The sequence below is a fragment of the Pseudomonas zeae genome (assembly GCF_014268485.2).
GTDB lineage: Bacteria > Pseudomonadota > Gammaproteobacteria > Pseudomonadales > Pseudomonadaceae > Aquipseudomonas > Aquipseudomonas neuropathica.
Window position 1 is genome coordinate 3,779,230 of the sequence record NZ_CP077090.1, and the last position, 21,621, is coordinate 3,800,850.

The 21,621-nt window shown below is 58.1% G+C and carries 20 protein-coding genes and 1 pseudogene; 12 read left to right on the top strand and 9 right to left on the bottom strand.

Going from position 1 to position 21,621, the window contains the following annotated elements; translation table 11 throughout:
* The first annotated feature begins 8 nt into the window (after positions 1-8).
* Positions 9-2,621 (top strand): bifunctional diguanylate cyclase/phosphodiesterase, encoded by a 2,613-nt coding sequence (locus HU754_RS16535; RefSeq protein ID WP_186624329.1) that lies wholly within the window; start codon positions 9-11, stop codon positions 2,619-2,621.
* Positions 2,622-2,665: 44 nt separating this feature from the next.
* On the opposite strand, the gene HU754_RS16540 is transcribed toward HU754_RS16535, so the two are convergent.
* Both HU754_RS16540 and ppk2 read right to left on the bottom strand, forming a co-directional pair.
* Entirely contained in the window at positions 2,666-2,881 is a 216-nt protein-coding gene (locus HU754_RS16540) for a hypothetical protein (RefSeq protein ID WP_093433233.1), read from the bottom strand.
* Between the two features lie 208 nt (positions 2,882-3,089).
* Positions 3,090-3,905 carry a polyphosphate kinase 2 gene (gene ppk2 / locus HU754_RS16545; protein WP_186624330.1) on the bottom strand — a complete coding sequence of 272 codons (816 nt, stop codon included), beginning with the start codon at positions 3,903-3,905 and terminating at the stop codon, positions 3,090-3,092.
* A gap of 189 nt (positions 3,906-4,094) precedes the next feature.
* Between ppk2 and HU754_RS16550 the strand changes: the two genes are divergently transcribed.
* The 3 genes from HU754_RS16550 to HU754_RS16560 all read left to right on the top strand — a co-directional run bounded on the left by HU754_RS16550 (position 4,095) and on the right by HU754_RS16560 (position 7,638).
* Positions 4,095-6,221 carry a TonB-dependent receptor family protein gene (locus HU754_RS16550; RefSeq protein WP_186624331.1) on the top strand — a complete coding sequence of 709 codons (2,127 nt, stop codon included), beginning with the start codon at positions 4,095-4,097 and terminating at the stop codon, positions 6,219-6,221.
* A gap of 59 nt (positions 6,222-6,280) precedes the next feature.
* Positions 6,281-7,072, top strand: a complete 792-nt coding sequence (sseB, locus tag HU754_RS16555) for an enhanced serine sensitivity protein SseB (RefSeq protein WP_186624332.1) — start codon at positions 6,281-6,283, stop codon at positions 7,070-7,072.
* Positions 7,073-7,176: 104 nt separating this feature from the next.
* Positions 7,177-7,638, top strand: coding sequence for a hypothetical protein (locus tag HU754_RS16560; protein WP_093433250.1), 462 nt, complete (start codon positions 7,177-7,179; stop codon positions 7,636-7,638).
* A 94-nt stretch (positions 7,639-7,732) separates the two neighbouring features.
* On the opposite strand, the gene HU754_RS16565 is transcribed toward HU754_RS16560, so the two are convergent.
* Complete coding sequence (locus tag HU754_RS16565) at positions 7,733-7,996, bottom strand: hypothetical protein (protein WP_093433253.1); 264 nt, start codon at positions 7,994-7,996, stop codon at positions 7,733-7,735.
* Positions 7,997-8,030: 34 nt separating this feature from the next.
* Positions 8,031-8,537, bottom strand: a complete 507-nt coding sequence (gene msrA / locus HU754_RS16570) for a peptide-methionine (S)-S-oxide reductase MsrA (RefSeq protein WP_186624333.1) — start codon at positions 8,535-8,537, stop codon at positions 8,031-8,033.
* Positions 8,538-8,630: 93 nt separating this feature from the next.
* On the opposite strand from msrA, the gene HU754_RS16575 reads away from it, so the two are divergent.
* Complete coding sequence (locus HU754_RS16575) at positions 8,631-9,008, top strand: hypothetical protein (protein WP_095049943.1); 378 nt, start codon at positions 8,631-8,633, stop codon at positions 9,006-9,008.
* A gap of 144 nt (positions 9,009-9,152) precedes the next feature.
* On the top strand, positions 9,153-9,620 hold the full coding sequence (locus HU754_RS16580; RefSeq protein ID WP_099758969.1) for a hypothetical protein: 468 nt from the start codon (positions 9,153-9,155) through the stop codon (positions 9,618-9,620).
* A gap of 53 nt (positions 9,621-9,673) precedes the next feature.
* Here the strand turns inward: HU754_RS16580 and HU754_RS16585 are convergent, their stop codons facing one another.
* On the bottom strand, positions 9,674-10,891 hold the full coding sequence (locus HU754_RS16585) for an MFS transporter (RefSeq protein WP_186624334.1): 1,218 nt from the start codon (positions 10,889-10,891) through the stop codon (positions 9,674-9,676).
* 131 nt (positions 10,892-11,022) lie between these two features.
* On the opposite strand from HU754_RS16585, the gene HU754_RS16590 reads away from it, so the two are divergent.
* Positions 11,023-11,637 carry a TetR/AcrR family transcriptional regulator gene (locus HU754_RS16590; RefSeq protein ID WP_186624335.1) on the top strand — a complete coding sequence of 205 codons (615 nt, stop codon included), beginning with the start codon at positions 11,023-11,025 and terminating at the stop codon, positions 11,635-11,637.
* Between the two features lie 136 nt (positions 11,638-11,773).
* On the opposite strand, the gene HU754_RS16595 is transcribed toward HU754_RS16590, so the two are convergent.
* Positions 11,774-12,070 carry a DUF7660 family protein gene (locus HU754_RS16595; protein WP_202894562.1) on the bottom strand — a complete coding sequence of 99 codons (297 nt, stop codon included), beginning with the start codon at positions 12,068-12,070 and terminating at the stop codon, positions 11,774-11,776.
* A gap of 63 nt (positions 12,071-12,133) precedes the next feature.
* Positions 12,134-12,423, bottom strand: a pseudogene (locus tag HU754_RS29470) (avidin-fold protein).
* 264 nt (positions 12,424-12,687) lie between these two features.
* Here HU754_RS29470 and HU754_RS16600 point away from each other — a divergent pair.
* The 4 genes from HU754_RS16600 (at position 12,688) to HU754_RS16615 (ending at position 15,545) form a co-directional block, all read left to right on the top strand.
* Complete coding sequence (locus HU754_RS16600) at positions 12,688-13,248, top strand: hypothetical protein (RefSeq protein ID WP_186625715.1); 561 nt, start codon at positions 12,688-12,690, stop codon at positions 13,246-13,248.
* A gap of 460 nt (positions 13,249-13,708) precedes the next feature.
* Entirely contained in the window at positions 13,709-14,071 is a 363-nt protein-coding gene (locus HU754_RS16605; protein ID WP_186625717.1) for a DUF6124 family protein, read from the top strand.
* 203 nt (positions 14,072-14,274) lie between these two features.
* Positions 14,275-14,817, top strand: a complete 543-nt coding sequence (locus HU754_RS16610; protein ID WP_186625719.1) for a PAAR domain-containing protein — start codon at positions 14,275-14,277, stop codon at positions 14,815-14,817.
* Positions 14,817-15,545, top strand: a complete 729-nt coding sequence (locus HU754_RS16615) for an N-acetylmuramoyl-L-alanine amidase (protein WP_034155409.1) — start codon at positions 14,817-14,819, stop codon at positions 15,543-15,545. Before HU754_RS16610 ends, HU754_RS16615 begins: the two co-directional genes overlap by 1 nt.
* Before the next feature lie 1,114 nt (positions 15,546-16,659).
* Here HU754_RS16615 and HU754_RS16620 read toward each other — a convergent pair.
* The gene (locus HU754_RS16620; protein ID WP_217827558.1) at positions 16,660-17,463 is read right to left on the bottom strand and encodes a 2OG-Fe(II) oxygenase; all 804 of its coding nucleotides are present in this window, start codon (positions 17,461-17,463) and stop codon (positions 16,660-16,662) included.
* A 267-nt stretch (positions 17,464-17,730) separates the two neighbouring features.
* On the opposite strand from HU754_RS16620, the gene HU754_RS16625 reads away from it, so the two are divergent.
* A complete protein-coding gene (locus HU754_RS16625) occupies positions 17,731-18,711 on the top strand; it encodes an AraC family transcriptional regulator (RefSeq protein ID WP_186624218.1) in 981 nt (326 codons plus the stop codon).
* A gap of 699 nt (positions 18,712-19,410) precedes the next feature.
* Here the strand turns inward: HU754_RS16625 and HU754_RS16630 are convergent.
* Positions 19,411-21,330 carry a tyrosine-protein phosphatase gene (locus tag HU754_RS16630; RefSeq protein WP_186624217.1) on the bottom strand — a complete coding sequence of 640 codons (1,920 nt, stop codon included), beginning with the start codon at positions 21,328-21,330 and terminating at the stop codon, positions 19,411-19,413.
* Positions 21,331-21,621: the final 291 nt, after the last annotated feature.

Genomic DNA, 21,621 nt, shown 5'->3' on the forward strand with positions numbered 1-21,621 from the left:
ACGAGCACATGGACCTTTCCAGGTTTGCAGCCCCGCTTCCACCGCGCCAGAGCGCCGTCACCCGCCGCCTGGCCTTCGCGGTCGGTGCGCTGTTTGTCAGTGGCGTGATTGCCGCCGCCGTGGCCTTGCTCGGCATTGCCGAACGCCTCGACAACGACGAGATCAACAAAACCCGCTTCTATTCCGCTCGCGCGCTGGAAAACCGCATCACCGCCTCGAAAAACTACATCACCAGCTACGCCTACTGGACCACGGCCTACGAGCATTTGAGCGGTCAGGTCGACACCGACTGGGCCTACACCGAGCAGAACCTCGGCAAAACCCTGTTCACCAGTGACGGCTATGACGGCGTGTTCGTGCTCAATCGTGAAGGCACCCGCTACGCGGTGGTGCGCGGGCAAATGGTCGCTGCCGAGTTGTCCGCGTTCGTGCAGGTGAGCGCCACGGAGTTACTCGATCAAGCGTTGGGCCAAGGTGATCTGACCAAGCCAGTCAGTCGCTATTCACTGTTCGAAGGCTGGCCGGCGCTGGTCTCGGCGGCAGCGATTATTCCCAACGATGAGCGACCACTCGGCGACCCGCAGAAAACTTCGGTGCTGGTGTTCGTCGACAAACTCACGCCGACCAAATTGCGTCTGATCGGCAGCGGTTACGGCTTGAACAACCTGACCCTGGCGCCGGACGAGACGCTCGACCCGCAGCGCCCACGAGTACCGCTGGACAACACCGGTTACAGCCTGATCGCCGATCTGGAGCGGCCCGGGCAACAGTTATTGTGGTCACTGTTGCCACCACTCGGCGCGACGATAGTGGTGCTAATGCTGCTGACCGCGTACTTCTTTCGCCATGCCTTGCGCTCATCGCAGTACGTCGACCAGAGTTTTGCTGTCATGCAAACTTCCAATCACGCTCTGGAGAACGCCAACCGCGAACTGGAAGCCAGCGAAGAACGCTTTCGCGCGGTGGCCGAAGCCGCGTCGGACTGGATCTGGGAAGTCGACCGCACCCTGGCACTGACCTACCTTTCGGCACGCTTCAGCGCAGTGACCGGTTACCCGCAAACCCTCTGGCTGGGGCAAGACATCGGTCAGCTTCTGCTTTGCGACACCACGCCTCTGGAACTGTGGCTGAGGAATCTCACCGAGCAAGACAGCGCCAGTGACTTGCGTTGCACCTACCGTGACCACGCCGGCCAGCAACGCCACTGCCGGCTCTCCGCCCGGCCGATCTTCGACAAGCACGCGGTCATCGGCTATCGCGGCACCGCGAGCGACATCACCGACGAAGTGGCAGCACATGCGCAGATCCAGCATCTGTCGATGCACGACGCCCTCACCGGCCTGCCCAATCGCAACAAACTCGCGCGTTATCTGGATGAAGCGCTGCTGCTCAAGGAGCACGCGCCGCCGCTGTCGCTGCTGATGATCGACCTCGACAACTTCAAACCGATCAACGATTCGCTCGGCCACCCGGCCGGTGATGCCGTGCTGCAGGAAGTCGCCGTACGTCTGCGTGAATGCACTCGCGAACTGGACATCGTCGCGCGTCTGGGCGGCGATGAATTCATCGTGGTGCTTAATGGCATGGACAGTCATCACGAAATCGACAAGTTCTGCACCCGCCTGATCGCCAGCCTGCATCAACCGGTGGTCTTCGAGCAGCATCCGCTGCACATCGGCGCCAGCATCGGCATCGCGCTCAGCCGGCGCCACAGTTATGTGCCCAGCGACCTGATCCGTTACGCCGACATTGCCCTGTATCAGGCCAAATCCGAGGGCAAGAACACCTGGTGCTATTTCGAAGCGCACATGAGCGATCAGATCCAGACCCGCCGACAACTTGAGGATGACCTGCGCCATGCGCTCAAGCACAACGAATTCATCCTGCACTATCAGCCGCGCTACAAGATCGATGGCAAGCACATCGTTTCGGTCGAAGCGCTGGTGCGCTGGCAACATCCGACCAAAGGCCTGCTCGGCCCTGACCTGTTCATTCCGTTGGCGGAGCAAACCGATCTGATCGTTCCGCTGGGTCGCTGGGTATTGCGCGAAGCCTGCGAAACCGCGCTCGGCTGGCCGGAAGACATCCTGCTGTCGGTCAATCTGTCACCGGCGCAGTTTGCCCTCAGCGATGTGGTCGAGGATGTTCGCGAAGTGCTGGTACAGACCCGTTTCCCGGCCAGTCGCCTGGAACTGGAGATAACCGAAAACGTGATGCTCAACGACACCGACTGCGCGCTGACCACCATGAATGCCCTGAAGGAATTGGGTGTGCGCCTGAACATGGACGACTTCGGCACCGGTTACTCATCGCTCGGTTACCTGCGCGCTTACCCGTTTGACGGGATCAAGATCGACAAGCGCTTTATCGCCTCGATCAGCAGCGGCACTAACGATCGCGCGGTGGTGCAGGCGATCATCGGCCTGGGCAAGGCCATGGGCCTGACCGTGACTGCCGAAGGGGTCGAAACTGAAGAACAGCTGGATATTCTCGGGGTCGATCAATGCAATGAGGTGCAGGGTTACTTCATGAGCCGGCCGATCGACAAAGCAGCGTTTGCGCGGTTGCTGCAGGATTCCAGAGGTGCACAGTTGAAAGCGAAGACAGGTCGAGTGACCTGAACGGCTACAGGGCGGATCCATCGCTGTAGCCGTTTGCGGCGGGTTCAACCGTTTGATCGCCCCGTATCCCCGATGAACACATTGCCCGCATCCCGCACCAGTTGCCGCCACTCGGCGCTGGTGATCAGTCCCTGCTCCTCCATTTCATCGGCTGCCTTGAGCAGTTCGTCGTACTGCTCTTCCGGGTCCAGACGCATCTGCGATTGCGTCGCCAGCTTTCGCCATGCCGCCAGTTTTTCTTGTTTGCGCTGATCGAACATCGGGGATGATCTCGTGAGGGACTTCCCCGGTAGAAAGAAAGGTCAGCGCAGTGGTTCAGCGCAGTCGACGGATGGACTGTTTGCTTCGGATACACCACCGAACCCTGGAGTGAGCCTGCTCGCGATGGCGGATCGTCTGTGGCGGATGTGTTGGCTGACACACCGCTATCGCGAGCAGGCTCACTCCTACAGGGATTGTGGCAGTTTGTCAGAACTTCTCGGCCACGCGCCGGTATGGATAATCCGGATCCCGGTACTTGCCCGGTTTCTGCCGTTTGGGCAGCTCGATTTTCTCGCGTTTCACATCCTCATACGGAATGCGGCTGAGCACATCGGTGATGATGTTCAGCCGTGCGCGGCGCTTGTCGTTGGAGTCGGCCACCAGCCACGGCGCGTGTTCGGTGTCGGAGTGTTTAAACATTTCATCCCGAGCCCGTGAGTAGTCGTACCAGCGGCTGTAGGACTTCAAGTCCATGGGTGTCAGTTTCCAGGTCTTGCGACCATCGTTGATTCGCGCTTCGAGCCGGCGGGTCTGCTCTTCGGGGCTGACTTCCAGCCAGTACTTGAGCAGGATCACTCCGGACTGGACGATGGCGTGTTCAACCAAGGGAATCGATTTGAGAAATTTGTCAGCCTGCTCGTCGGTGCAGAAGCCCATCACCCGCTCGACACCGGCGCGGTTGTACCAGCTGCGATCGAAGATCACTATTTCGCCCGCTGCCGGTAGATAAGGCAGATAACGCTGCACATGCATCTGGCTTTTCTCGCGATCGGTCGGTGCCGGCAACGCCACCACGCGAAAGACACGCGTGCTGACGCGCTCGGTCAACGCCTTGATCGTGCCGCCTTTGCCGGCGCCATCGCGCCCTTCAAAAACGATGCAGACCTTGACGCCCTTGGCGATCACCCAGTCCTGCAACTTGACCAGTTCGACATGCAGTTTGCGCAACTGGTCGAGGTAATCCTTGTTTTTCAGCTTCAGACTTTCAGGCGCTGTGGCGGCCTTCTTTTTGCCTTTTGCCATGACCTTGGCCCTCTCCAATAAATGCAGAAACAGACTGTTGATTGACGGGATACACCAGACACGTGAGGTTAGTTCATGACGTGCTGTTTGCCATTGCCGGGCAAAAAGCAAAATTGCCATGTGTTTCCTTCGTTCTTTGTTGCGTCGCACTGTTCATTGCCCTGCCCTTGTCTGCCTGGAGTTTTCTCGATGCCCGCGTCCAAATCCCTGCCCGCCGCCCTGCTCGGTCTGGCTCTCGCCGGCCCGGCAATGGCCGAGACTCAAGGTCTGGAACTGGGGCAAGTACTGATTTCGGCTGACGAACAAAGCGGCTCAGACGCGAGCATTGACGAGGCCAAAACCCGTCTTGAACAGGTCCCCGGCGGCACCAACGTGGTCGACATGCGTCAGCCGTTGCAGGGCCGCGTGGCGAGCAATCAGGATGTGCTGGCCTATCAACCAGGGGTTTATGCGCAGTCGGCGGGCAACGAAGGTGTGAAGATTTCCGTGCGTGGCTCGGGCATCAACCGTGCGCCGGGCGCCCATGCGTCGGGGCTGTACACGATGCTCGACGGCCTGCCTCTGACTGGCCCGGGCGGCACGCCGTATGAATTGCTCGAACCGCTGTGGGTCGATCACGTTGAAGTGCTGCGCGGCGCCAACGGCTTTGATCGCGGCTCGCTGGCACTGGGCGGCGCCATCGATTACGTCAGCCACACCGGCTACAACGCGCCGAAACTGCAAGTGCGCTACGCCACCGGCAGCCACGGCTATCAGCAGCGCCAGGTCAGCTCCGGACAAGTGCTCGGCGATTTCGATTACTACGTGTCGCTGACTGATTCCAACGCCGACGGCTATCAAGATCACACCGCCAGCGAGAGCAAAGGCGTGATCGCCAACTTCGGCTATCGCTTCAACCCGAATCTGGAAACCCGCTTCTATATCCGCTACCGCGAGACCGACAACGACCTCGCCGGCCGCGTGACCAAGCACTCCATCGAGCACTCGTCTCGCGCGGCCAATCCGTCCTATGTGGCACGCGATGACAGCCGCAAGCAGCCGGGCAGCACGTTCATCGGCAACAAGACTACGTTCTATATCGACGACGACTCGAGTATCCAGACCGGCCTCGTCTATCACGATTACCCGATGGACCTGCGCGAAGGCCCGAATCGCTTGAAAGTCGCCTACACCGACGTCAGCGGCACCTTCGACTACAAGCGCCGCGACACGATTTTCGGCATGGAAAGCCGCAGCAACGTCGGCCTGCGCGTGACCAAACACCTGCCCAACGACGGCGCCAGCGAGTTCGTGCGCATTCCCACCGGCAACACCGTCAGCTACGTGCCCGGCACGCGCATGCGCAATTTCACCTATCAGGGTTCCGACACCGTTCTGCATTTTGGCAACGACCTGGAAATCGCCGACGACCTCTGGCTGACCACTGGCCTCGCCGCTATCTACACCCGCCGCGAAAGTGCCGTGACCTATCCGCAGAGCGGCGGCAAAACCAGCATGAACGACTGGGATTACGCGCCACGCCTCGGCCTGCGTTACCAGATCACCCCGGATCTGCAAGTATTCGGCAACCTCAGCCGATCGGTTGAAGCGCCGCATCCGTGGTCGCTGATCTACAGCTCCAACGTGCGCTTCCCCGCCGGCAATGGCGCGGCGACCGGCACGCAGAAAGACCCGATCAAACTGCAGAACCAGACCGCGACCACACTGGAACTGGGCGGCCGGGGTGACAGCGCCGTCGGCGAATGGAGTCTGGCGTGGTATTACGCGCAAGTGCGGCATGAATTGTTGTCGGTGTTGCCGGATGCCAACGCGGTTACACCTTATGAGTTGAACGCCAGCCCCACGGTGCACCAAGGCGTTGAAGCGAGTCTCAACAGCCAACTCTGGTCTGCCGCCGATGGCCGCCAGTTGCGCCTGCGTCAGGCGTATACCTTCAGCGATTTCCACTATCGCGACGATGATCGTTTTGGCGATAATCGCCTGCCCGGCTTGCCGATGCATTACTACCAGGGCGAGTTGCGCTACGACTGGCCTCAGGGCTTCTTCGCCGCGGTCAACACGCAACTGGTGTCGAAAGTTGCCGTGGATTACGCCAACAGCTACTACGCCGATCCTTACGCATTGTTTGGCGCGACGCTGGGCTACAACGCGCCGAAGGGTGACTGGCAGGGTTGGGTGGATATGCGCAATTTGACCAACAAACACTACGCGGCAACGGTTACGCCGGGGTATGACGACAAAGGGCTGGATGTGGCGCGATCGACGCCGGGTGAAGGGATGGGTGTGTATGTCGGGGTGTCGTGGAGTCTGCTCTGACACGAGCCGGTGGCGAAAACCCAAGTCAGCAATTTTCTAGCGAGTCACGGATGGACATTATGGATAACCCGCAAGAAAACCCACTGGAAAAATCGCTCAGGCTGGCCGCCGACGAGCCCGCGCACCGGCCTGAGTTCTTCACCACACTGCTGAACTCGCCGGTTTACATTCTCGGCACTACGGGCACGGCAGACGGCGTGGTCAATCTCGAAGCCGGCAGCGACATCAGCATCGCGCATTGGGAAAAACCGGATGGCACCTCGGTCATTCCGTTCTTTTCGTCACTGCAAACCCTGCAACAGTCGATCAACAGTGAAGAGACGTATCTGGAGTTGCCGGCCAGGTCTCTGTTCGAGATGACGCTGGGCGCGCAGCTTTTTCTGAACCCGAAATCGCCTTACGGCAAAGAGTTCTTCCCGCAGGAAGTGGCCAATCTGCTTTCCGATGAAGTCGGCCAGACCGCCACTTCACGCACCGTCGAAAAAGAAACCAAAGTCCTGCTCGGCCAGCCTTCGCAATACCCGACACAAATGATCCATTCGCTGACGCAGTTACTCGCCAAACATCGCAATGTGAAGCGTGGGTTTCTGGCGTTGATGCACGACACTTCGGTGGACGAAAAACCGCACTTGATCGTCGGGATCGAGGCGGACGGCGATGTTCAGCGGGTCATGCGCGAAGCCGGCAATGTCGCCGGGGACACGGCGCCGGATGGCGAGCCCGTTGACCTGTTCCGCGTCTGCGAAGGTGAGTTGGGGCTGAGCGATTACTTTCTCAAGCAAACAACGCCCTTCTATGAGCGCAACTGGGGCAGCAAGCTGCGTTCATTGTTTGGCTTGGGCAAAGCTTGAGCGCTGGCGCTCTGTTGGCAAACGCCCGCTCGCAATCAGCAGATCAATAAAGTCAGACGCCCGTCTGATCGTGAATCAACTTTGAGTAAAAACAGGTTTTATTGATGAAAAAGATCGTCCTTCCCTTGGTCATGGCGCTGTTGTGCCTGCAAGGTTGCGCAGAAATGCCGGCGTATTCCAACGTCGGCGCCACCACCGCAGCAGACGAGTCGCGCTACACCGTGGTCGAAACCGACACCTATGCCGGCAGGCCCCAGCGGCACTTTGCCGACGGCGAGGCAAACCTGAACATCATCCGGATCAACGATGAAAAAGTCGGCAACATCCCGTTCTCCACGTACTACTACAAAAACGATTCGCCGCAGCGCGCGGTGCTAAAACCGGGCACCTATACCATCCAACTGGAATACCGATTGCCGCTACATTTCATGTATGCGGATCTGAAGTTCGATGGCAAGCCGGGCCAGAAAATCATGGCGCGCTCGCAATACGTTGGCCTCAATCGTCTGCAAGTCTGGCTGGAGGACACCGCCACCGGGGAAGTCGTGAGTACGCGCGTGAATTGAACACCGTTGCCGCGCCACTCGGGCGCCATCCTGCAACAGATGGCCCCGAAAGGAGGGCTTCAGCCCAGTCGCATCGACAGCTCAATGCCAGTGCTTATGTGCTGGCGCTGGATGGGCGACAGATCGCCCAGCCCAGGTCTCTGTAGGACGTCTTGTCTTGTTCGGGAAAGTCAGTCCGGTACTCGCCCCACTGCATGTGCGCATAGTACTTGGTCATCGCTTCGAAATGACTGTCAGCCTCGACCTCCCAAACAAGCTTCGCGTCCGAATCCATAAGTGCACGCGCACCATCACCTTGAGCACCGGCCAGACAAAAGGTCTGACAGCCATCAGGTTCCTGCCAAAGTTCATGATTCATATTTGAGGTTCTGTTGTTTGAGGTCGTTTTGGACTCACCCGCGTTTCGGCAATTTCCAGTTCGGGCGAATAAAATGGCAGGTGTAGCCATTCGGAATGCGCTCGAGGTAATCCTGGTGTTCCGGTTCCGCGTCCCAAAACGGCCCCGCCGGTTCGATTTCGGTCACCACGCGACCTGGCCACAGTTTTGAGGCGTCGACGTCGGCCGCGGTGTCTTCGGCAATGTCGCGTTGCGCTTCGCTGAGGTAGTAAATCGCCGAACGATAGCTGCGCCCGAGGTCATTGCCCTGCCGGTTGGCTGTGCTCGGGTCGTGGATCTGGAAGAAGAACTCGAGGATCTGCCGATAGCTGATCACCGCAGGATCGAAAACGATTTCGATAGCTTCGGCGTGGTCACCATGGTTGCGATAAGTAGCGTTCGGCACGTCGCCGCCGCTGTAACCGACGCGAGTCTGCAACACGCCGGGATAGCGCCGCAGCAGATCCTGCATGCCCCAGAAGCAGCCGCCGGCGAGGATGGCGGTTTCGGTTTGAGTGGTCATGGGTTGTGGCTCCTCTCGGAAGTAGTACGCGAGTGTACTTTTACAGGTCAGTGATGAGTACCATAAACGCAGATTCCAGACCAAGGAAACGCTATGCCGCTGCTCACATGGGACCCTTTTGACCTTATTGCTGCGCTAGGCGTGATTCCCGATCAGGACGGGCATGGAACATCCCATCAATACTTGATCGAACAGGGTTCTATCAGCCTGAAGCTGACGATCTGGCAATACGATTCGGATGTAGAGATTCAGGTCTGGGAAAGATCATTACCCAACCCCATTATCAAATACACAATGCTGGGCTGCCCCGGTATCCGTGTGATTGACGATAAACGCGGGAAATTTGTTGAATTCGCCGCGTCGAACACCTTCACCGGGCGATATGACGGTTACTCAGTCATTCCCTTTGGCCTGAGATTGTGGGTGGATCCACAGATTTTTCTGGAGCCGTTCAGCTATCCAGCGGCCTAGGTTCAACAGCGTTTAAATACGCCTGGTGCAAGTCGGCCTTCAGTATCCCTCAAGGCTGGCGATAACCTGTTCGGTGGTTCAGTGGGGCGTGGGCATTTTCGCACTGATTCACCCGCCAATCCTCTATTGATCATGGACTCTCCAATGCTCCACCGTATCCACGCCGATTATCACCAGGCGAAATGCAACCGTAGCGCCTGCGCCTGGCTGTTTATCGACGGCATCCCCATCGAGCAATGGCTCAACGAGCATCTCGAATATCCCGACCTCGACTTGAATGGTTTGTCGTTGATGTGGTTGCTGGACGAGGAAGAAGACGCCCTCGCCCAACGCCGTTTCGCGCCTGCAGAACACGGTTCGTCCACGCTTGTACCGCTGCTGGTCTGCAGCGATGACATGAACTTCGATTGCTTTGTGCTGATGACCGAACAGGTGATCGATGGCGACACTTTGCACTGGCGTCGGTTTGGTTTGAGCGTTTCCAGCGGCCTGGAAGTCGGCATCAGCACGCGGTGGGACGCCGATAGCCGCCCGGCCAGTTTTTCCCTGGCACAGTTTCGCGGCGCGCTGGAGGATTTGTACAGGCTGATGAAAGCCGGGGGCGCCGAGTAACGGATAGGGCTTGCCAGCCTTTCCGCGTCACCACCGCCCAACACGTCCGGACATCAGTGCCCGACAACCGCCGCCGCTCCCGCCCCACGCGGCCCCGACCTGAATCCGTGCCCCCTTGCGGCGAACGCAATGGCAAACCCCACACTCACCAACACCACCATCGCCCAGGGAAACGAGGCAACGCCCCATCGATCCAGCAACACCCCGCCGACCACTCCGCTACCGGCAATCGCGCTGTTCCACGCCACCACATTCAACGACAACGCCACGTCCGCGCCATCCCCCGCCGCATCCGCCAGAGCCGTCTGCAACAGCGTCGCCGCACCGCCAAAACTCAATCCCCACACCAACACGCCCAGATAAATCACCTCCGGCACCCGTCCGTAAAAGCCGAACCCTACGCACACCAGTGCAAACGTGGCCAGACTCACCAGAACGGTCTTGCGCAACAGCGGCTCAACCAGTTTCGCCGTCAGCCAGATCCCCGCCAACGCCGCGAGACCAAACACCAACAACACCAGATCCACGCGATCCGCCAGCCCCGCCGGAGCCACAAACGGCGCGATGTAGGTGTAGAGAATGTTGTGCGCCAGCATCCAGCTGATCACCACCGCCAGCACCGGCCGCACACCCGGCGTGGTCAACACGCGGCGCAACGACAGACGCTGATGCGCAGGCTGCGGCGGATAATCCGGCACCTTCACCATCACCCAGACGATCAGCATCAAGGTCAGGGCCGACATCAGCCCAAACGTCGTGCGCCACCCGACGAGGCCACCCAGCCAAGTGCCGAGCGGCACGCCCAGTGACAAGGCAATCGGCGTACCGACCATGGCCAGCGCCAACGCCTTGCCCTGCTGATCCGGCTCGACCATTCGCCGTGCATAACCGGCCAACAAACTCCACGCCAAGCCTGCCGCCACTCCCGCGAAGAAGCGCGCCACCAGCGTCACGCCATAGTGCGACGACAGCGCGGTGATCGAGTTGAACAGCAGAAAACCAACAATGGTCAGCAACAGCACATTGCGCCGACGCCAGCCGCGCGTGGCGATGGTCATCGGGATCACCGCCAGCACCGAGCCCAGCGCGTACGCGGTGACCATTTGCCCGGCCATGGAAGGCGAAATTGCCAGGCCATCGCTGATCAGCGGCAACAGCCCGGCGGGCAAGGTTTCGGTGACGATGCAGATGAAACCGGTCATGGCCAGCGCCAACAGCGCGCCAATGGGCAGGCGTTTGGGCGCCGCCGTTAGAGTCAATGAAGGTGTCACGGGAAACTCCTTGAGTTTGGAAATTCAGACTTGCGTACCGATCGATATAAAATACTGGCGGCAGCCGAGGCACGTTGTCAACGACTTATGTATCGACTAGTATCCAAATCACTTTTCGAGGAGTTTCAGCTATGGCCAGAACCGGCCGCCCCCGCGCTTTCGATCGCGACGACGCCGTCGACCAGGCCATGCAATTGTTCTGGCAGCACGGCTACGACTCGACCTCCCTCGCCCTGTTGAAGGCGCAGTTGGGCGGCGGCATCTCCGCGCCAAGCTTCTACGCCGCATTCGGCTCAAAAGAAGCCTTGTTCGATGAGTGCGTGCAGCGTTACCTCACCACCTTCGCCCAGGTCACCGAATGCCTGTGGGACGAAACCCTGCCGCCACGCCAAGCCATCGAGACCGCGCTGCGCCAGTCGGCACGCATGCAATGCGATGACGGCCACCCCAAGGGCTGCATGGTCACCCTCGGCGTCATGAGCGCGCCGAGCCCGGAAAACGCCCACGTCGCTCAAGCCCTCACCCACTCCCGCGCCCGAACCCGCGCGGGGATTGTGGCGTGTGTCGAGCGTGGTGTGAGTGAAGGAATGTTAGCGGAGGACACGAACGGAGCCGCCATGGCGACGGTGTTCGACAGTTTCTTGCAGGGGATTTCCATCCTTGCTCGGGATGACACGTCGATTGAGAGTATTGATGCGGCGATTACGCAGGTGATGCGCACGTGGGATTTGATGGCGAAGAGTTGACGTCTACGTTGCACCCACCTAATCTGCGCCCATCTCGCCCAAGGCAGTAAGCGGTCCTAACCATCCAGGACACGCCAAACCCTTGGGCGTTTTTTTATCAAAAAAATGCAGGCCTAAAGCGGATGATCTGCGAGCCTCACTCGTAAAACTTCCCAGCCAACAAAATCTCCGCGCACCGTTGCCAGACATTAGAAACGGCAGCATCCGCCTGAGCATTCCTCGAAGTAGCCATCGCCCAAGCAGCCGCAGCATCAAGAAACGTATCGACCGATCCATTTTCCCAGCCTAACGCACCCGCCTGATAAGCAGACGATGGTGTCGTCTTCTCCAGTGCCCGCTCACGGGAGAAATCAGCGCCCAACGCCGCGACGAAATCGATGAACGATTGCTCATCGGTGACACGTTCCAGCAACTCATCAAGATCTACAGACATAGCCATCCTTGCGTTGAAAGGTTAGTGCCGAGCAGCACGCGATAATCACAAGATGCCCCATCGCTAAGCGACCACCTCAACATAACTCGATTCCCCGCCCCCTCGGCCCCCGACAACCAACCCCACACAAACCGCAACGTCGTCCGCCCCGTCTCATCAATTCCCACCACACCCCGCGACCAACCCGCGCGAATCTCGCCATCCGTGGTGATGCACTGATAAAGCAGCTCGATACTATCCGGCCCGGTCACCCGCCCAACCTGGTTGCCCATGCGAATATGCCCACCCGCATAAGTCCCCCACACCGCCGTGCCTTCGACGAAGTAGTGAAACACCGTGCGCGCATCGGACAACCCCTAAGCATTGTTCGCCACGGAAAACCGGCGGTTGTGCAAACGCTCGGTGACTTGCGAAAAAGCAGATTCCATAACCACACATCCTTTGTCGAGAAGATCCATTCCAGCCTGCGGGCATCCTAATCCATTAGCTCCGCGCAGCAAGGCTCTACAGCCGTTTTCCGCCAACCTAACCGCACAGCCCCGTTTGACGGTCCTACCCGCCCCACCTAGTCTGCCCAGAACACCCTTGCAGCCAAAACCGAGTTCACGAGAGGCAAGATGAGCAACTTCCCAATCGTCGCCACCGTCCTCTCAATGATCCTCGGGCTCTCCGTCACCCGCCTGCTGCTCGGTGCATTAACGGTGTTCCGCATCCGCCGCGTCGCCAAGCCAGACTGGGTGGCGCTGGTCTGGGCGGCGATGCTGTTTACCATGCAGTTGCAATTCTGGTGGGCCGTCAACGCACTTTCGGCGGTGAAACAGAGCTTCTCGTTTCTCGAATTTCTGCTGTTGGTGATGCTGACACTGTCGCTGTTCGTCACGGCGGCGTTGCTGCTACCGAGCCGTAGTGAGGATGAGCAGAACGGGTTGCGCGTGTACTTCGAACAGGATGGGCGATATGCATTGCTGTCGCTGTCCACGTATCTGTGCCTGGGGCTGATCGTCAATGTCACGTTGTTTGAGGCATCGCCGGTGGCGCTTTGGGGTTTGCTGGATGTGATCATGATTGTGTTGCCGATTGGCGCGTTTGTGGCACGGTCGCGTAAAGCGTATGCGGGGATTACGCTGATTTATGTGCCGATTAATGTGATCGACACGCTGATTTCGCTGGCGAATTAACTCCCCCCTGTAGCGAGAGAGCTTGCCCCGATGGATCGCGAAACGGCTCCCGCTCCTACAGTCCACAAAGACATCGCAAAAACAGCTCGAACTGCCCTGTTGAAGCAATTACCGGACTTTGTTTAAAGACACCCAAAGTTACGTCATCCCAGCCTACAACGCCTTGCGCCGTTGCCTACGACTACGCCAGAATCCGCCGGCTTGTGCGCCGGGTGGGCGGGTTCTATCGTGGGTCGGTCACTGAATAGCAGTGATCGGGTTTGGTAGCCCGACTTTCCCAGGCGCATTGCGCACCTTTGCAGAGATCTCTCTTTTGATCTCCGCCTTATGGTGGCCATGCGTAGGGCGTCCTCGGACGCGCCGGACTCCTGGGCCGGTCTACCAACCTGTGCATGGCCGCCACCCCTCGTTTGGTAGCGAAGTGTGATGGCTCCTTAATCGTTTCCCAGGAGTTTCATCTATGTTCAAAATTACGCCGAATCCACCAGAAACCGATCCAATCGCAGGCGACGAATCCCCCGACGCCAAGAAATTCAACGAAGCCGTCGACCGCGCCCTCTCCCATTACCTCGGCCCCGCCCCGGAAATCATGCTCACCCCGTACCAAACCAACAAGATGTTTATCGCCAACCCGAACACCAAAACTGAGGAATTGCTGGTGAATGCCAGCGAATCACTCGGCTCGGCCTCGGTGATGCTTGGGGATGTGATCGGGCTGGTGCAGGGACCGGCACGCAAGACACTGCAAGGCATTGCGCAAGTGGTGATGCTTGGGGAGTTGGCGGTGAATCGGGCGTTGGATAACGTGGTGCCGGTGGAGTAACGAAGTCCCCCCCATTGCGGCAGTTGATCTGTCGCCATGGAGGGATCAGCCGAAAAAACGAAAGCGGGGACGCTCCTGCTTTCTGGCCAGTCTTCATGCCTCCAGTACCTCGTTCTGTTTGCTCGCCCCTTCACTCCGTATGGTCCGCGCCCGGTCTTTTATGCCAAACTTCGACTGACGTAATTTCTACAAGGATGTTTGAGATGTCGGGAAAACCTGCAGCTCGTATTACTGATCCCACTTCCTGCCCTCTGCCTGGGCATGGGGTCAATCCAATAGCCTCTGGATCTCCAGATGTTTTCTTCGACGGATTAGCCGCCGCACGACAAACAGACAAAAGCGCATGCGGAAGCGCAATTGTCGGAGACGTCGCCTCTACGGTTCTCATCAATGGCTTGCCTGCTGCAACCGTGGGTAGCACCGGCGCCCACGGCAATAATGTCATCGGCGGTTCCGGCACAATCATAATCGGCAACTCCCACACGCCCGCTCCATTTACACCACCACTGCCATTAGTCCTGCCAAATACCTTCGGTCAATCATTCAGCGTTCTTAACAGCGAAACGGGCGAGCCATTGGCGCTTAGGGATTATGTTGCCACCGTTGACGGAGTGACGATTACGGGCGTGACGGACGCGAGTGGCGTAGCTCATATTAAAGCCCCATCGAAAGACTCAAAAATCTCACTGCATATCAAGTTCAGTGCGCCAGCAAGAACGCTTGACGAACTGTCGGAGGGGCAGTAATGGCCGAAAATTTTTCGACGAAAGCAACTGCTCAAAAAATAAAGCCCGGTGAGTTCATGTGCCCCATCCCCGTGAAAGTGGATGATCGAGCGGCGACACGGGAGGCCATTATTAAAAACATTCGCTCATCGGGAGGCACCTTTACTGAGCGCTCTAGCTGGGGAGCAGCCAAGGCAAAGCCGGACATGGAGAAGGATTGGGATTACTCAATGATTGCTCTGCATCATGCAGGCCGCTCATACGAATGCACTCCCGGCGGCGCCAAGCAAATGAAGGGTGTTCAATCTCATCACATGGGCAACGGATTTGATGACATTGGCTATCACTATGCGATTGCTTGTGACGGAACGGTTCTTGAAGGACGTGACATTAGATTTTTAGGATCAAACGTTCATCTCTTCAATACAGGCGTAATCGGTATTGTGCTCCTGGAGAACTTGACTACAGCAGAGGAAGGCGGAGACATAGTAGCGAAAGGTAGGGAAACACTGGAGTACTTCGGGGTCAGCACAACAAACGTCATTCCTGCGACACAAATTGATTCGTTGCTGCGTTTGATCGACGTTTTAAAGGGGGTTTTTGTCATTAAGAATTTTGGTGGCCATCGTGAGTACCCTGGCCAAGTGAGCGAAGGGAAAATCTGCCCCGGCAATATTGGTATGGAGCTTGTCAGAAACATCCGTACCAAGACCGGACTTTTACCGCCACCGAAGCCAGGTGCGGAATGAAATATTTCATACTCGCTATTTTAACGTCGCTGCTACTCATTCTGAATATTGGCTTCTACAACGAAGTCTCTGATGCCGAGGTCAATAGAATATTTTTCATTAAAAAGCATCCAACATTTCGAGTGCAGTTTTTTAACATTCACGCCAATGATGGCAATCATCGACGCATAGAAAAACTAACGAGCGAGCAGAGACAAGACATCATAGATTATTGCAAATACAGATTAGGTATCGACTCAGATGTTACGACCCAAGCCGATATCGAAACGTGTGCGAAGAGGTAGGACGAAAAAAACTGAGGTTAAGGAAATACTTGGGACAGACCAATTTAGATAAATCATGAACTGCCCCCCGTTATTTTACTTCTTTAGGCCGGCGATGCTAGCCATGAAGTATTCGGCCACTGCTCACCGTTGATATGGACCCAGCCCAGATGCTGGAGAACCGGAAGAACGTATGTGATCCAGCGAGTCTCACCATTGGCTCCTCGGCAAACGTCGCAGAGACCTCCTAGCGGTGGCTCAAGATTGCTTGAGCGTATCAACGAGGGTCGGTCTGCACTGGAATTCGCTTCGTACATGTGAGTCAGCGTTCTCGTAAAGGCATGCAGAGGTAGTTGCATTTCAGTCCCACCCTGGGTTTCAACGTACAACGCGTCGTCTTGGTATCGTAAAACCGAGAACTGGCGGGAGCGTATTCTGTCGGGGGTCAAGAGTGTGGTGCCGCTGATGAGGGCTTGAAGTTGCGTGGATAGAGTGATGTGGAGGGTGTCGAAATTCATGATTTGCTACCGAAGATGAACCTCTAGCTTGCCTAGGTTAAATGATTTTTCCAAGGGCTTATGTAAGGTTTAAATCGATTTTCTGAATTCGAGTTTGACAGCCTCGGCAAACCGGCCCCCTCATTTTTCCATGTCTTGCGCAATGGATAGACATAGTCATTTTTACGGTCCTAACTGATCGCTTTAAGTCGACTGATTTTAGCCACAAGCGAAATAAATCACCTCAGAATTACAGGTTTCTCCAATGTCCGCCTTTCGCCAAAATCTGAACTAGCACCGACTTCTCACAACCCAGTCCCAAAAAACGGCTGCCCCCCTAATTACACAGACTCCTCACCCCTTCTTCTTAAACAATTTATTCACGTAATACCTCAAACTCCACCGATCCTTCGGCCTAGGCTTATAGTGCGTTTTATTCCTCTGCCCCGGCTCCCCACCCACCCCACTCGCCGTGTAGTAATAAAGCGCAATCGACCGCCGAGTGATGCCTTCAGGCGTAGTCAACGGCTCCGGATGCCCATGGTTACTGTCCTTGTCCGTATTGAAAATCACACACCGGTTATAAATCGGCAGCACCTTCTTCAGGCACTTTTTCATCCCCACATCCCAAAGCTCCAGGTTGCCGCCGTACGCCTCCTGCCAATCCTCGGTCAGGTAAATGATCACGTTCAGCCGACGCTCAACGTTCAGCTTCTTGTTCAGCCGAAAATCCGAGTGCACGCCGAGGAAGCCGCCGGTTTTGGTTTCGTGCAGGCCGCCACCTGCGAAATAAGGATCAGGAATCAGCCCTTGGATGCCGGTGAGTTTTTCGAGGAATTGCAGCATCGGTGCGGAGTTGAAGGTGTTGAAGACGTTCTTCAGGTACGGGCTGCAGGCGTTGGGGCTGATCTGGCGTTTGAGTTGGCCTTTGTAGCCGCGCTCGTAGATTTGTTCGTTGTTGGTCGGTTCGACCGGGAAGTGTTCGCGGATGCTGGCGATGACGTCGGCTTGCAGGAAGTTGTCGATGACGATGTGCGGGAATGGCGTGGCTTGGGTGTATTCGCTGGTCAGCGATTCGCCGAAAGCGCTGGCGGCGTTTTGGTCGAAGTCGAGTTCGGGGGTCAGGCTGATGGGGAGTGTTTGTGTGTTGGCTTGCATTGCCGCTCCAATTTACTTGAATGCTTTCAGGTCTCGGTAAACAAGGCTGGGCGCTCGGCGCGACGCCTTGGTTTTTTTGCTGAGTACAGTTGCGAGCAGGTTGCCATGTCGGCCATGGCCTGCCGAGTGTCCGTTGCGTAAACGTGGGGTGGCGCTGTTACGGCATGTTTCTGACTGTCACAAACGCGTCATATTGCCTCTGCTAGTCTTCTCGGCGCCCTGCCCTACACCCCAGTCCTAGAGCCCCCAACCGAAGGTGCCGCCAAGGTGTTTCCGACTCCCGTTCGCCAGCAAATCATCCTGCGCTCCGACAATCTCCGTTCCGATGACTTCGGCGCGTTGTTCTCCCGATTCTTCGGCAACCGATATTCCGACTCCCCGCCGCTGCCGTCGAACATCATTATCGGCGGCGTTTACGGGCGGCACGATGGCGTCAGTTTCCGGCGCATGCATTACCACGGCGATTTCAGCGTTTCGTTTCCCGATCCGCAGGATGAGATCACGTTTGTGATCCCCACGGCGGGCAAGATTGTTTTCAATCACGCGACCGAGTCCATCGGTGTGACGCATGTGGGCCTGGCGGTTGATAAGGCCGATATTCGTTCGATGCGCTTTGTTGATGATCATGCGCATCACGGCATGTCGATCAATCGTCATCAGCTTACCGAGCGGTTGTCGATGCTGTTGGATAAACCGATTCTGCAGAAGATCGTTTTTGCACCCAGTGTGGACCTGAACACCGCAGCGTTTCAGGGGATTCGGGCGTTGATTGATCTGGCGACGGGGGCGGAGTTTGATCTGTTGCTCAACAGCGGGACGTTGATGCCGTCGCGGTTGCGCGAGATGTTGATTGATGCGGTGCTGGAGGCGTGGCCGCATAATTTTTCCGAGGCATTGCAGCGGCCGACGGCGATGGTTGCGCCACGGCATGTGAAGTTGGCGGTGGAGTTTATTCAGGCGCATCCGGAGCAGTTGGTCAGTGGCGTGGATCTGGCGCGGTTGAGCCATGTCAGTCAGCGCGCATTGCAGGAGGGATTTCGGCGGTTTGTCGGGATGTCGATTGTGGCGTATCAGCGGCAGGTTCGGCTGGAGCGGGCTTATGCGGTGTTGAAACAGCGGGGTTCGGGGTCGGTGACCGAGGTGGCGTTGCGGTTCGGGTTTAGTAATGTGGGGCGGTTTTGTCAGTATTTTCAGGGGGCTTTTGGGGTGAGTCCGGCGGAGTTTCGGGCTCGGGGGGTGATTGGGTAACAGGTTTGCAAGGTAACGTGTGGTGAGAAGATTTAGCTAAACGTCGCACCGCGCCGATGGGTCGCTAAGCGTGGGGATGGCACGCCGGCGCGGTTGATCGAGGAGTGGGCGCGGAGGCGTTTGACCGAGTTGGCCAGTTGATTTTGCGGTGACTGCTTTCCCCTCATCGGAACGCCGCCCGCCTATCCCTCTCCCCAAGGAGAGGGAACCGAGCCGGGGATATTGAAGATCTACACCGACCTGAGAGTCTTGCTTTGAATCCATAATCGTCTCGATCTTTCAGGTCGATGCATGACGCAAGACGCCTCGGTCAGTCCCCTCTCCCGAGAGAGAGGGAGTCGATTGGTGGGCTTTTCAAAATTTGAGCTCGACTCGGTATGCCACGTCGGTGTAGCTCTTCCAATCCACGAGGTCAGTCCCCTCTCCCGAGGGAGAGGGAGCCGATTAGTGGGCTTTTCAAAGTTTGAGTTCGACTCGGTATGCCACGTCGGTGTAGCTCTTCCAATCCACGCGGTCAGTCCCCTCTCCCTTCGGGAGAGGGTTAGGGTGAGGGGCTTTTGTGGGAGCGAGCCTGCTCGCGAAAGCGGTGGGTCAGTCGATGTTGGGTTGACTGGTCTGGCGCTTTCGCGAGCAGGCTCGCTCCCACATTGGTTTTTGGGGTGTTTGTTGGATTGGGGTCTTCCTTGACCCCGTTTTCTTTTAGAACGCGTAGCTGGCCTTGAGGCCGCCGTTGAAGCCGTGGCTGTCGCCGCCGCCATTGGCGCCGACTTCTGCGCCGAGGCTCAGGGCGCCGAGGCTGGCCATGACGTTGACGCCGCCGCTGAACTGGTCGCGATTATCGAAAGCCGCGCGTTGTTCGATGTCGAGGCCCAGCAGGTGGCTTTGGCTGTCGACCTGGTTGTCGCCCAGTGTGCGTTCGTAACCCACTTGTACGCCCGGCACCAGTTGCCATGCGCCCATTGCCACTGGTGCGAAGCCGACGTTGAGGTTGGCGACGGCGCTGCGGCGGGTGGCGCTGTTGTCGTCGACGTCGAGTGAGAGTTCGCTGCCCTTCTCTTTGAAGCCGTTGAGGTCGAGGTGGCTGACGCGCAAACCAAGGCTTGGCTCGAAGGTCATGCCGTTTACCGGGGCGCGGTAGCCGAGGGCGACGGTGGCACCGGTGAGGTTGCCGTGGCTGTTGCCTTTGGCGGTGCCGAGGCCGCCGCCGAGGTCGCGTTTGCTGTCGTAGTCGACGTAGCCGGCGCTGGCATTGGCGTCGAGGAACAGGCCTTGTTCGAGGCTGGTGAAGCCGTAGCGGGCGCCGATGTTGAGGAAGGTGAAGTCGGTGTCGGCTTCGCCACCCGCGCCGCCGACAGTGCCTTTGCTGTAGCCAAAGCCGCCGCGTGCGCTGAGCTGTTCGCTGAAGCGTTGGGTGATGCCGACCATCAGGCCTTGGCTGTGTTCGTTGCTGCTTTCGGCATGGGCCGAGCCGTCGGTGCCGAGGTAGCTGGCGAGCGCGGTGGTCCAGAGGCGATATTGGCCGACCTTGAGATCAGTGCCGCTGGCGAATGGCGCGGCGGCTTGTTCGATCATCGCGTCTTGCCGCAGCAGGTAGCTGGCGGCATCGGCGTGCACCTGGCCGCCGACCTGCGATTCGACACCGCCGAGGGTGCCGGCGTCGATGGCCGATTGCAGGTAGTAGTTGTAGGCGCTGTAGGTGCCGGACAGGTTGGTGTTCTGCAATTGGCGAAGCAATTCGGCGCCGGCAGCGGCGTTGCCGATCAGCCCGGCCTGACCCGGCAGGCTGTTGTATTCAACCAGTTTGCCGCGCAGCACATAGATGGTTTCCTGCGACAGACCGAGGCCTTGTTTGAGGTAGTTGTCCATGCTGCCGTATTGCGTGGTGACTTCGTCGAGGCCGGCCTGCAGGTAGCTGGCCTGCACGCCGAGCAGCGGCTCGTATATCGCGGCCATGCTCGGCGGCAGTGCTTTGAGCGTAGCGGCGACGCGGGCGGCGGTGTAGTCGTTGGTGGCGAGGTAGTTGGCCATGATGGTCGCGTTGTCGACCCCGGCGATGCTCTGCAACACGGCGGCGGTCCAGCCGGTGCGGTCCTTGCCGGCGGTGCAGTGGAACAGTTGTGCGGCGTCGACGCTGGCGAGTTCATTGAACAGCTTGCCGAACTGGCCGCGCATGCCGGCGTCACTGACGAAAGCGCGGTTGGTCTGCTCCATCATGGCGATGGCGTCGGCGGCGCTTTTGAAGGAGATGTTGGTGATGTTCGAGCCGGAGGTGGTGCTGCCGATGATGTCGATGTTCTGCCAGGTCGCGCCGCTGATCATGGTGTCGGGGGTGGCGGCGATTTCGCTGGGGGTACGCAAGTCGTAAACGGCTTTGATGCCGAGGCCGTTGAGAATCGCCAGATCGGCGGCGGTCGGCGTCAGCGCGTTGGAACGGTAGAACACCCCGGCGCGCATCGTGCCGTCGTGGGCCGTGGTGTACGCGGTGGTGATGCCGGCGACGTCGCGGAAGTTGTCGATGCCTTGCAGGCGCGGCGTGTCGAGCGGTACAGCCTCGGCAGCATGGGCGGCGGCGATGGACAGGCTCAGTACGGACAGCGAACACAGAAGACGTTGAAACACGGTGCAGCCTCATTTCGGTTAGCGTTGGGCTGCCTACTATCTGCACTGAACTGACACGAAATATGACAAATTCGCGTAGCACGAGAATGCCTGCGCGAATGGGCCGTGGGGTGCGTGAATTGTCCATCGGGTCGGATGGTGGAGTTTGAGCGGCGACACTGTGGGAGCGAGCTTGCTCGCGAATGCGGAGGGTCAGCTAAGGTGATATTGGCTGACAGGGCCCCTTCGCGAGCAAGCTCGCTCCCACAGGGTTCTTCGGGATGCTGGATATCTCGGTTTTCACACAAAAAC